This window comes from Chlorogloea sp. CCALA 695 (assembly GCF_003003885.1).
GTDB lineage: Bacteria > Cyanobacteriota > Cyanobacteriia > Cyanobacteriales > Chroococcidiopsidaceae > Aliterella.
Genome location: NZ_PVWN01000086.1, coordinates 1 through 12,354, shown reverse-complemented (window position 1 = coordinate 12,354; position 12,354 = coordinate 1). Strand labels below are relative to the sequence as shown.

Sequence of the window (12,354 nt, the reverse complement as noted above, 5' to 3'; positions counted from 1 at the left end):
CCATTGGGGGACGGCTTACCTCCCCCAAACCCCCTGCAAAAGGGTCTTATCCTGATGAACGCAAGCTTTTGAAAGCGGATCTCTCTTGGTTAATTAAACTGTTTCTGTGGCAAATAGGTAAATTTTAAGTATTGTAGTTTATTCAGTAAATATAGGATTAATTTAATGAGTCGCCGTCGTTCTATTCCTTGGATTCATCGATGGTCGCGCCCCATCATTGGCGCGATCGCCGGATTTGGCGCTTTGACTACTGCTTATCTAACAGTGGTGAAACTTTCCCTAAATACTGCTGCTTGTCCGACAGAAAGCTGCGATTTAGTCCTTTCTAGTCCTTACGCAGAAGTTTTTGGGCAGCCTTTGGCTTTGTTTGGGTTTCTGGCTTACGTCAGTATGCTAATTTTTGCTTTAGCTCCTTTGGCGGTTGATAGCACGAAAAATAAAGCTCTAAATATAAAAATTGAAAATACAACTTGGCTATTGCTATTAGCTGGGGCGATCGCGATGACAGTCTTTAGCAGCTATTTAATGTATCTGCTGGCTTTTGAACTTAAAGCTTTATGTATCTACTGTCTAGCTTCAGCACTGTTTTCCCTGACTTTGTTAGTCCTGACAATTGTTGGTCGCACTTGGGAAGATATTGGTCAAATTTTCTTTACGGCGATCGTTGTCGGCATGATCACGCTAATTGGCACTTTAGGAGCCTATGCTGGCGTAAATGGCGCTGGTACGGCGACAAATGCCTCTGGTCAACAAGTGGCGGTGCGCCCTGTAACTCAACCAACTCCTGGCATTGGCTGGGAAATTACAACGGTTTCTGGAGCCTCAGAAATTGCTCTAGCTCGTCACTTAACCCAAAGTGGTGCTAAAGAATATATTGCTTGGTGGTGTCCTCATTGTCACGAACAAAAACTATTGTTTGGCAAAGAAGCTTATAAAGACATTACTCATGTCGAATGCGCCGAAGGTGGTATCGATCCCCGCCCAGATTTGTGTAAAACTGCAAAAATTGAAAGTTTCCCCACTTGGGAAATTAAAGGTAAGTTGTACCCTGGAGTCAAGTCTTTAAACGAACTTGCCGATTTAACTAACTACACAGGCGATCGCAATTTTACGATCGTTGGCGCACCCTAATCAAAAATCGGCGTTGCTGAAAGTGTGATGATTTTTCCTTTTTGCAATCCTGTCTCCTCCCCATTCCTACCCTATTAGGAATTGTTCATTGAAATTACCAATTACCAATTACCAATTACCTATTCAGCAACGCCCAAAAATCTTTACTCTAATAATTGCGATTTCCATACCTTAGCTGCTGTTACTAAGGTATGGACTTGCCACTCTCTATCGGTTTGCGGATAGTCTTGGCGGTAGTGTCCACCTCGGCTTTCAGTCCGAAATAAGGCGCTAGTCAAAATTAAATAGGCAATATCTAGTAAATTACGAGTTTCTCCCCATAATGCTAGTTGTTGATGGGCTGTTTCTATCTCAAAAACACCTATTTGCGCCGCAGGTAAGTTTAATAAAAATTTACTTAAAGGTAACTGGGCAAATTCTTTTCGCCACACTTCTACTTGAGAAATTCCTGACTCTAAGCTTTTTTGCTCTCGACAAATTCCCGCGCTTTGCCACACTAGACGCGGTAATTGTGCGCGGAGTTTTGTTAGAATTGCTTGCTGAGACTCCCACTGGCTACCACTAAGTTTAAATACTGACTCGCTGCTTGGTTGTTCTGCAAAACCTACGTCTTCTAGCTCCAATTTAGCCATCTCAGCGCCAAATACAATACATTCCAACAAAGAATTACTCGCCAAGCGATTAGCTCCATGCACTCCGGTACTTGTGGTTTCTCCTACGGCGTACAAGCCTGGTATCGATGTGCGATTCATCAAATCTGTTACAATTCCCCCCATCCAATAATGAGCCGCCGGAGCTACGGGGATCGGTTGATTAAAGACATCAATGCCCCAGCGTTTGCATACTTGGATAATGTTGGGGAAACGATGTTTAATTTTTTCTGTGGGAATTGGTCTTAAATCTAACCAAACACTCGCCTTAGCTGGATCTGTCGCGGTGTTTTGTAAGTGAGTAAAAATAGCCCGACTAACTACGTCTCTAGGCGCTAGTTCTCCTTTAGGATGATAATCAAAGGCAAAACGTCTGCCTGTATCATCGACTAAATGCGCTCCTTCTCCCCGCACCGCCTCGCTAATTAAAAAGCTATTTGCTCCAGGAATTGTTAGGGCTGTCGGGTGAAATTGCACAAATTCTAAGTCTCGCAGCAGTGCGCCGGAGCGCCAAGACATAGCTACTCCATCTCCGGTACTTACCGCCGGGTTAGTAGTATGAGCAAAAACTTGACCACCGCCTCCGGTTGCCAAAACTACCGCTTTGGCTCGTACCCAAATTACCCGATTTTCGTAAATTAGGCTAATTCCCTGACAGCGCCCCGTTTGTGGCTCTAACCACAAGCTCAATGCTAAGGTTTTTTGAATAATTGAAATATTTTGATGCTGCAATACTTGGGCGGTAAGAGTAGTAATTACTTCTTTTCCTGTGGTGTCGGCAGCGTGCAGCACCCGGCGGCGCGAATGAGCGGCTTCTAAGGTTAATGCTAGTTGCTCTCCCTGGCGATCAAAGGCTACTCCCATATTTACTAACGCTTGAATACAGCTAGGCGCTTTTTCTGCCAAAAAATTAACCGCCGCAAAGTCACATAAACCCGCCCCCGCCGCGATGGTGTCTTCTAAATGCAGTGCGGGAGAATCGTCTTTAGAGATCGCCGCCGCGATTCCCCCTTGGGCCCACTCGCTAGCGGATAAAGAAACTGTATCTTTGGTAATTAAACCAACACTAAACTTTTCTGGTAAACAAAGCGCGGTGTACAGACCTGCTGCACCCGCGCCTACTACTAAAACATCAAAAGCTGGAAAGAGATTTTGTAACTGAGTCAAGGTAAAGAAAATAGTTTTAAGCTAAACATATATATAACTTAAAACTTGCTTAACTTGGGGAAGCTTATTACCCTAGTTTCCCTAAACTACTCTATCTGTAAATGCCGTTGTTGTAACGATCGTCGCCTTCGTTAAACACAGAATCAGACTCAGTTACGGTGAAATTATCCAAGTTTGATTGGAGTGTGTCTTTTTGGCGATCGCTTAAGCCGAGAATCTCCAATACGTCTTCTACTTTGCTGTAGGGCGCATTTTGAATAATTGCTTTAGCTAAAGTTGGATACATCCCCGGATAGCGCTGGAAAGCTCGGACGTTGGTGTTATTTAAGTCAATTTTTTTGCCAAACTCTGTGTCTAGCTTGTCGTCGGCTTTATTCCGCAATTCTTTGGTAGGTACTTCTACTTTTGCTAAGATTTGTACCGATGAATGAAAGTTACTAGAAAATGTTTGAGCGATCGCGCGGTCAGATCCCCCCGCAAATCCCCAACAGCCTACTAGCACTAGCAATATTGTTAATCCACGTATTAAACTTCTCACGTTTTTTATTTACCTCTTGTTTATTCTTGGCTGAAATCAACACAGCACTTATCAGAAACTAATATACAGCGCAGCGCGACCCCTAATATTTACAATGCTGTTAAGGAATGCTGCTTTTTTAACTCGCTCTAGCTCAAAAGCGTAATTAATTTAGGAATTAGCTATAGTCGGGGCTGTAAGTGTAAAATGTATCATTTAGTTTTACTTTTGAGCGGGTAGTCGCAGCCAGGCAGTGTAGATAGTATTAAGCTCAACTATATTAATTTTAAATATGAGTTCCTCAAAACTGGGTAATTTTACTAAACTAGCTTCATCGTTGTTGAGTGGAACGGTACTTGTTGCTAGTGTTGCTGTCTCGGCGCTAGTAATTGGTGGCAAACAACTCTCGCTTTTAGAAGGGTTGGAATTAAGTTTTGCTGATAGTTTAGTTCGTCTGCAACCAGATCAAGGTGTTGATCCTCGCCTCTTAGTTGTAGCCGTTGATGAAGAAGATATCCGCAATTTAGGTAAATGGCCCACTAGCGATCGCGTCATCAATCAGTTGCTAGATAAGCTTAACCAACATCAACCCGCCACTATTGGTTTAGATATCTACCGAGATTTGCCCCTAGAGCCAGGTAATGCGGAATTAGTTACTAACTTGCAATTGACAGATAATATTATTGCCGTTTGTAAGTCGGGTAATGGCGATCGCGAGCGCGGTGTCGCTCCGCCCAAAGAAATACCAATAGAGCGATTGGGCTTTAGCGATATTGTCGTCGATAGCGATAGTATAGTGCGGCGTAACTTGCTAACTATAACTCCGGCTCCAAACTCAGCCTGTCCGGCAGAATACTCTTTTAGTTTTCAACTTGCCTTAAATTATTTGGCAAAACGAGGAATTAAACTAGAAAAAACTGATCAAGAATACTGGAAGCTAGGTAATACTACTTTTACACCGATAAACAATGACACGGCGGAATATCAAAACGTTGATGCTAGAGGCTACCAAATATTATTAAACTACCGCTCGCCTAAAGTTGCCGAGGTAATTACCTTAACTGATGTACTGCAAGGAAAATTCGATCCAAAGCTAGTAACTGGTCGAATTGTTTTAATTGGCGTAACGGCTAGTAGTGGCAACGATTTTCTTTATACACCTTACAGCAAAGGGCAAAGGGAAGATTTACGGATGCCTGGGGTATTAGTTCACGCTCAAGCTGTAAGTCAAATATTAACTGCCGTAATAGATAATAAATCTCTCTTTTGGGCGATGCCGGGATGGGCGGAAGTTCCTTGGATATTTGTTTGGTCTGTGGTAGGAGGAGTCATAGCATGGCGGCTTCTTCATCCTTTAGCGATCGTTGGCGCTGAAATTGCGGCAATAGTTGGACTAGGTGGGGTTAGTTTAATAATATTTGCCGGGTTTGGTAAAGTGCCATTAATCCCGCCAGCCTTGGCTTTGCTCCTAACGGGTGCTAGTGTTGCTTCTTATAAAGGGTATAAAAATTCTTCTCTAGGGGAACAATTGCTTTTAGAACCAGCAAATTCTACTAATTATGAAGAATATGAAACCAAATTACCGCCCTCAGAAACAGCAGAGAGCAATTTACTAGACGGACGTTACAAAGTTATCAGCAATATTGGTAAAGGTGGATTTGGAGAAACTTATTTAGCTGAAGATACAAAACAACCCACATATCCCGAATGCGTAGTTAAGCAATTGAAGCCTACCCGCACCGATGAAAAATTTTTAGAACTTGCTAGACGTTTTTTTTATACTGAGGCAGAAACTTTAGAAAAAGTTGGTAAACACGATCGCATCCCTCAACTATTAGCTTACTTTGAAGCTAATAAAGAGTTTTACTTAGTCCAAGAGTACATCAAAGGTCATTCTCTAAGTGACGAACTTACCCCTGGTAAAAAGCTATCGGAACCCTATGTAATTGCTTTGCTTAAAGATATTATAGAAGTTCTCCAATTTATTCATGGATTTGGCGTAATTCATCGAGATATTAAGCCGGGTAATATTATGAGGCGCGATGCTGACGGACGCTTAGTTTTAATTGACTTTGGCGCAGTAAAACAGTTGGAAACGCAAGTTGCCGATTTGCCAGAAACTAATACAGTGGCAATTGGTACATCCGGTTATGCACCGCCTGAACAACTATTAGGACAACCCGTACTCAACAGTGATGTTTATGCTTTAGGGATGATTGGGATTCAAGCCTTAATTGGCTTGCCAGCAGTACAAATTCCTAAAGACCTAGAAACTAAAGAAGTAATCTGGCGCGATCGCGTCCAAGTAAGCGATAAACTAGCAGCTATTCTCAACAAAATGGTTGCTTATCGCCATCAAGAAAGATATCAATCGGCGATGGAAGTAAGCAAAGACTTACAACAAATTTAAAAGCAAGAAATATTGCTGCTAAAAGTTTTGCAATAGCAATCAGCATAAAGACGATCACTGAGGTAGAAAATTATGAATCTTATTTCTCTGCTTTTACGTTCTTCGTGGTTGACCGTTGCGATCGCAATCTTTACTGGATTAGTTAGCGGTGCTAGTAGTGCTTGGCTAATTGCTCTAATCAATACTGCTGTCAATAACAATGGGACTAATAATTACAAATTGGTTTGGATATTTTTGGGGTTGATATTAGTAGTATTTATTACAGGGTTAATCTCGCAAATTTGGTTAATTCGTCTCGGTCGAAAAGTTATATTTGACCTGCAAATGAGTTTGAGTAAAAGGATTTTGTCAGCTTCTTTACGCCACTTAGAAGAGTTGGGCGCTCCTAAGCTTTTGGCAACTTTGACAGATGATGTGCAATCTCTCTCCAACCTCGTCTTTGTAATGCCTTTGATATGCGTCGATATTGCGATTGTAGTTGGCTGTCTATTTTATCTTGGCTGGCTTTCGTGGCTAGTATTGTTAGTAGTCTTAAGCTTTTTGCTTATTGCTACTTTTAGCGTGCAATTTTTGTTAGCTAAAGGCGAACGCTTATTAGGTTTAGCGCGTGAGGAGCGAGATCGATTATTTAAGGATTTTCGCACTATTACGGAAGGAACAAAAGAATTAAAGTTGCATCAAGCGCGCCGCCAAGAATTTATTGATCGGGAATTACAAGACGCGGCGGAGTCTTCACAGCATTACATGAATGTTAGTCTGAGTATTTTTGCTTTTGCTGCTAATTGGGGACAAATTTTATTTTTTATGGCGATCGCATTATTACTTTTTGGTTTGCCTCAATTAACAAGTGTTGAAACTCCAGTTTTATCTAGCTATATCTTAACTATCACCTACTTAACTGGCCCTCTGCGTAGCATTTTGGAGTCATTGCCTAATCTGAGTAGAGCTAGTGTGGCGTTGCAAAAATTAGATAGGTTGGGGTTATCTTTAGTAGAGCAATCTGAAGATGTAGATTGCCCGCAGCTTAACCTTAAACTTGCTTGGAAACGATTGGGTTTATTAGCAGTTACTCATGCTTATCGAGGAGAAAGTACAGAACATAGTTTTACTCTTGGACCTATCGATCTGACTTTTCGCTCAGGAGAATTAGTGTTTATAGTTGGAGGTAATGGTAGCGGTAAATCAACCCTTGTTAAGTTAATTACTGGGCTTTATACTCCTGAAACCGGAGAAATTAAAGTTGATAATCAACTTATAACTGAGCAAAATAGAGAATGGTATCGCCAGCAATTTTCCGTTGTATTTGCTGATTTTTATTTATTTGAACAATTATTAGGTATAGATAAATCTGATTTGCAGCGAGTCCAAGATTACATAAACTTGCTACAACTAGAGCAAAAAGTTCAAGTTGAGGACGGAAAATTATCAACTATTGCCTTATCTCAAGGACAACGAAAACGCCTAGCTTTACTTACAGCTTATTTAGAAGATCGCCCTATATACATATTTGATGAATGGGCTTCCGACCAAGATCCTGTGTTTAAAGAGATTTTTTATACTCAGCTATTAGTGCAATTGCGGAACCGAGGCAAAACGGTGCTAGTAATTAGTCACGATGATCGCTATTTTCATCTAGGCGATCGCATTATTAAGCTCGATTATGGCAAAATTGAGTATGACAAGTATGTCTAGCAAAAATAGTTTGCCAAGCTAATATTTCAATGCTGGGCTTGTAGAAGCAAAAGTATTGTTGCGGCACAATAGTAGTATAACGACTTGAAGTAGTAGGTAGTAAGGTATTTTTTACCGAACAATTAGCTAAAATTCTTGCTCCCTTTACTAACAGTTTATGCTTCTTTGTGTTTTACAACCCTTTCTAACTAAAACTTAGCTGGAATGATGTTTCTTGGGGCGAAGTTTTCCGCTAGAAAACTTCGCCTTATTCTCAAAAATTGGCATTCCCAATGCCGCTACAACTTAAACTGTTGTAATATCTTTTTCTTTTTCTGCCAACAACTCGTCAATTTTGGCAATGTATTTATTCGTCAGTTTTTGCAGATCGTCTTGGCGATCGCGCGATTCATCTTCCGATAGTTCGCTATTTTTTTCTTGCTTGCGGATCGAGTCAACCCCATCGCGGCGAATGCTGCGAATTGCTACTCGCCCTTCTTCTGCGTACTTTGTTGCTAATTTCACAAATTCTTTGCGGCGATCGCTAGTTAATGGCGGAATATTCAGCCGAATCGCCGAGCCATCGTTATTAGGAGTTAAACCTACATCCGACAAAGAAATCGCTTTTTCAATCATAGTCAAAGTAGTGCGATCGTAGGGTTGAACTAAGATCGTACTAGAATCAGGGGCGTTGATATTCGCCAGCGCTTTCAAGCCCGTAGGCGCGCCATAATAATCTACCGTTACTTTATCCAACAAAGACGCATTAGCGCGTCCCGTGCGAATAGTATTAAAAGAGCGTAAAGTCGCCTCTACACTCTTTTGCATCGTACTTTCAGCCTCAGCTAACTTCACAAAAACCTCCGACAATAGTACCAATTGATTCTCCCATCACTGCCCGGAGGATGTTACCCCTTACCGACAAATCGAACACAAGAATCGGAATATTATTTTCTTTACACAAAGCGATCGCCGTACTATCCATTACCCGCAAATCTTGAGTAAGAACATGAACGTAATTTAGGGTCTTGTAGCGTTTCGCATCAGGATTGAGCTTGGGATCGCTATCGTAGATTCCATCTACCTTGGTGGCTTTAAAAATCACCTCTGCATCAATTTCCGCCGCGCGTAAGGCTGCGGTAGTATCGGTAGTAAAAAAGGGATTTCCTGAACCTGCGCCAAAAATTACTACTCGTCCCTTTTCTAGATGACGAATAGCCCGCCGCCGAATATAGGGTTCTGCTACTTCTTGCATGGCGATCGCTGTTTGCACCCGTGTCTGTACTTCTAGCCTCTCTAAGCAGTCTTGGAGAGTTAGGGCATTCATCACCGTAGCAATCATGCCAATATAGTCCCCCGTTGCCCGATCCATGCCTGCGGCGGACGCTTTGACACCACGAAAAATATTTCCGCCACCTACTACAACAGCGACTTGAACGCCATTATTGACAATTTCAGCTATTTGAGCAGCAATTTCTTCAACTATGCTTGGATCGATGCCATAGCCCAGGTTGCCCATAAGAGCTTCACCGCTCAATTTTAGGAGAATGCGTCCGTAAGGTTTACCCATACCACATTAGTTTATTTCAGTTCTTGCCTCCAACTTAAGATAGCAGTAGAGCGATGCTTTTTTATATCCGCGTCTCAAGTTTGCCAAAATCTTAGCGCCATCTTACTTCGCTACCTACCGCTTCTGTAGTTGTCGTTTCAATTTCCTCACCTTTGAGCAAAGCTGCGATCGCTTTTACCAAATACTCCTCTTTTACACCCGTTGGGCTATTATCATCAATGGCTCCCCGGTAACGTACTTTGCTTGTAGCATCTAACAAAAATACTGTGGGAATTTTGGTTGCGCCAAAACTGCGTGTCACGTCTTGAGTTGAATCCCACAAATAAGGAAAGTTCAATTTCTGCTCGGTGGCAAATTTTTTCATGTTCTCAAAACTTTCTGATGGATCTTGATTGCCATCGTGAGGATTGATGCCAATGAGCGTAAAACCTTGCCCTTGTAAGGAGTTTTGCAAGGTTTTTAGTTGCTCTATATACATTTTGACATCCGTAGAAGTATTCGCCATGAATACTACAGCGACAGCTTTAAACTTTTCTAAATAACGAGCTAAATGGTGAACTTCGGAGTCTGTACCTCTAATTTCAAAATCTGGCGCGTAGCTACCAATTGCTGTTGGAGTTAGTTCTAAGGAAGTCATGCTTTTTAATTTAGTGATGTTATAAATAGATTTAGACAGTTTTTGACTGATATCCAATCAGTTTATAAACTAATTTAGCGGCTGTAAATTGTGAAACTACTGAATCTACTATTGGTGCTAATTCCATTACATCGCAGCCAATAACTTGACGAGTAGCAAATACTTGAGCTAAAAACACCATTAGTTCGTACCAAGTCAAGCCACCAGGTTCGGGCGTACCCACCCCAGGAATTAAAGTCGGATCGATGCCGTCTAAGTCAATAGTTAGAAATACCTTTTTTGTGGGAATAGAGGCGATCGCCTTTTCAATCCAATCGGTACTACTTGCAATGTCTCGCGCCCGAAAAACTGTCAGGTTTTTTGCTTTAATTAAATCTGCTTCTTCTTTACAAATAGCTCTAATCCCGATTTGCACTGTAGGCAAACCCATGTCAACAATTCGCCGCATCACGCAAGCATGATTGTGGATTGAGCCTTCGTACTCGTGGCGCAAGTCGCCGTGAGCATCAATTTGAACTACTGTAAAGCTTTCGTTGGGGTAAGCTTGACGATAGGCTGCTACAACCCCTGTTGTAATGCTGTGTTCGCCTCCTAAAGCAATTACAAACTTGTTGTCTTTAATTAGGTTAAAAACGGTTTCTTGAGTAACTTGCAGCATTTCCTCGGCAGTAATTTTGGGCAACTTCCGCGTATCGGCGACTTTTTCTGAGGTAAAAATTCCGACTTCTTTGCAAGTTTCTTGATCTAATTCTTCGTCGTAATATTCTACTTGCTGCGACGCTTCTAAAATTGCATCCGGCCCATGTTCGCAACCACGACGATAGGTAGTTGTTGCTTCGTAAGGAATTGGTAAAATAACTACTTTTGCTTGCTCATAACTTACGGCTACATCCGCTCCCATAAATGGCAGTGCTAAAGTAGAAGTTTGTCCGCTCATAATCCGTTAGATAATATATATAATTTTAACAATTAATAGAATAGTGAGGAGTATAAGCCCCTCACTCCTTACACCACTAAGATGAAATCAAAGCATCAGAATTAATTGCCCTGACGGGGATGCTAATATTTGCCTCTGATTGAGGTACTCGTTGCAATATCGCTCCTACTTTCAACAACTTATTTTCTAATTGTTCGTAGCCGCGATCTAAATGATGCAATCCTTGAATTGTAGTTTTGCCTTGGGCTGCTAACCCAGCTAAAACCAAAGCCGCCGATGCTCTTAAATCTGTAGCTACTACAGGTGCGCCGGACAACATAGGTACGCCCCGGATAATGGCATGATTGTTTTTAACGCGAATATCTGCGCCCATGCGGTTCAATTCTGGTACGTGACGCAAGCGATTTTCAAACACGGTTTCTGAAACTAAACTATTGCCTTCACTCAGCGAAAGTAGCGCCATAAACTGCGCCTGCATATCAGTAGGAAAGCCAGGATAAGGCAGAGTTTCAATATCTGTACCTCGCAGATGACTTCCGGGAATAATTCGCAGACAGTCGGGGGAATCGGTGACTACTTGCGCGCCAATATCTCGCAACTTGGCGATCGCGGCAGTAAGATGATCGGGAATAACTGGAGAAATACTTAGTTCAGAATAAGTAATTGCGCCAGCGATGAGAAAAGTTGCCGCCTCAACGCGATCGGGAATAATTGCGTAATCAGCAGTATGCAATTGAGGAACACCACAAATAACTATAGTATTTGTCCCTGCACCCTGAATTTTTGCCCCCATCGCGTTACAGAAATTGGCTAAGTCTACAACTTCTGGCTCTTGAGCGGCATTTTCAATAACTGTTTCCCCCTCCGCTAAAGTTGCTGCCATCATCAACGTTTCCGTTGCGCCGACGCTGGGATAATCTAAATAAATTTTTGCTCCCTGTAATCTTTTTCTATTGCCTTTAATATAAGCATTGACCATGCCATGCTCTATTTGCACGTCAGCGCCCATTAATTGCAGCCCTCGCACGTGCAAAACTACAGGTCTTGCTCCAATGGTACAACCACCAGGCAAGGGTACGCAGGCGGCTCCTAGGCGTGCGAGCAATGGGCCAATAGCAAAGAAACTCGCCCGTAATTGGCTAACTAATTCGTAGGGCGCTTGAGACTTGCTGATCGTAGTGGCATTTATATCTAAAACATCGCCAGTTTGGGTAATCTTCACACCCAAAGATAAGAGAATTTCGCCCATTAGCGTTACATCTACTAGCGCCGGAACGTTACGCAGGCGGCAATCTTCTGAGCAAAGCAAGGCGGCGACAATTAAAACTAATGCCGAATTTTTTGCGCCGCTAATTTTTACATGACCTTTTAGCGGCGCTCCACCCCAAATTTGTAATACTGAGGGATCAGCTTCTGGAGAACCGATTGTTTTAATCAAGTTTTGATGAGTAGTAATAATTTTAGCCTCCTAAATTTGTTGAGTATTTTTACATATGCGAATTTGGTTTTGATTCTACATTGATAATCGCCATCCGTAAAACTAGAGGTTTCTCGGATATTTTTTTGTAGGCATTATTGCTTTACGTATTTTTACGGCTATTGGCAAAGTTAGCTTCAATTCCTCATAAATATTCGTGCCAAAAACCCAATTCTCTGTCGATTTA

The 12,354-nt window shown here is 42.0% G+C and carries 10 protein-coding genes; 3 read left to right on the top strand and 7 right to left on the bottom strand.

Translation table 11 applies throughout. The features are described 5' to 3' along the window. Positions 1-165: 165 nt before the first annotated feature. A complete protein-coding gene (locus C7B70_RS23490) occupies positions 166-1,131 on the top strand; it encodes a vitamin K epoxide reductase family protein (protein WP_106371356.1) in 966 nt (321 codons plus the stop codon). Positions 1,132-1,274: 143 nt separating this feature from the next. On the opposite strand, the gene nadB is transcribed toward C7B70_RS23490, so the two are convergent. Beyond that, positions 1,275-2,948 (bottom strand): L-aspartate oxidase, encoded by a 1,674-nt coding sequence (nadB, locus tag C7B70_RS23485; RefSeq protein WP_106371355.1) that lies wholly within the window; start codon positions 2,946-2,948, stop codon positions 1,275-1,277. 91 nt (positions 2,949-3,039) lie between these two features. After that, positions 3,040-3,486: a photosystem II complex extrinsic protein PsbU gene (psbU, locus tag C7B70_RS23480; RefSeq protein WP_106371354.1), complete on the bottom strand. Its 447-nt coding sequence runs from the start codon at positions 3,484-3,486 to the stop codon at positions 3,040-3,042. Between the two features lie 271 nt (positions 3,487-3,757). Here psbU and C7B70_RS23475 point away from each other — a divergent pair, with 271 nt between their 5' ends. Both C7B70_RS23475 and C7B70_RS23470 read left to right on the top strand, forming a co-directional pair. After that, the gene (locus tag C7B70_RS23475) at positions 3,758-5,875 is read left to right on the top strand and encodes a CHASE2 domain-containing protein (protein WP_106371353.1); all 2,118 of its coding nucleotides are present in this window, start codon (positions 3,758-3,760) and stop codon (positions 5,873-5,875) included. Positions 5,876-5,947: 72 nt separating this feature from the next. Continuing rightward, positions 5,948-7,567 (top strand): cyclic peptide export ABC transporter, encoded by a 1,620-nt coding sequence (locus C7B70_RS23470; RefSeq protein WP_106371352.1) that lies wholly within the window; start codon positions 5,948-5,950, stop codon positions 7,565-7,567. A gap of 285 nt (positions 7,568-7,852) precedes the next feature. Here the strand turns inward: C7B70_RS23470 and frr are convergent, their stop codons facing one another. The 5 genes from frr to murA form a co-directional block, all read right to left on the bottom strand. Continuing rightward, entirely contained in the window at positions 7,853-8,401 is a 549-nt protein-coding gene (gene frr / locus C7B70_RS23465) for a ribosome recycling factor (protein ID WP_106371351.1), read from the bottom strand. Beyond that, positions 8,388-9,116, bottom strand: a complete 729-nt coding sequence (pyrH, locus tag C7B70_RS23460) for a UMP kinase (RefSeq protein WP_106371350.1) — start codon at positions 9,114-9,116, stop codon at positions 8,388-8,390. Before pyrH ends, frr begins: the two co-directional genes overlap by 14 nt. A gap of 91 nt (positions 9,117-9,207) precedes the next feature. Continuing rightward, positions 9,208-9,753, bottom strand: a complete 546-nt coding sequence (locus C7B70_RS23455; protein WP_106371349.1) for a redoxin domain-containing protein — start codon at positions 9,751-9,753, stop codon at positions 9,208-9,210. Between the two features lie 31 nt (positions 9,754-9,784). Then, entirely contained in the window at positions 9,785-10,690 is a 906-nt protein-coding gene (gene speB, locus C7B70_RS23450; protein WP_106371348.1) for an agmatinase, read from the bottom strand. 76 nt (positions 10,691-10,766) lie between these two features. Continuing rightward, complete coding sequence (gene murA / locus C7B70_RS23445; RefSeq protein WP_233221088.1) at positions 10,767-12,128, bottom strand: UDP-N-acetylglucosamine 1-carboxyvinyltransferase; 1,362 nt, start codon at positions 12,126-12,128, stop codon at positions 10,767-10,769. Between the last annotated feature and the right edge of the window lie 226 nt (positions 12,129-12,354).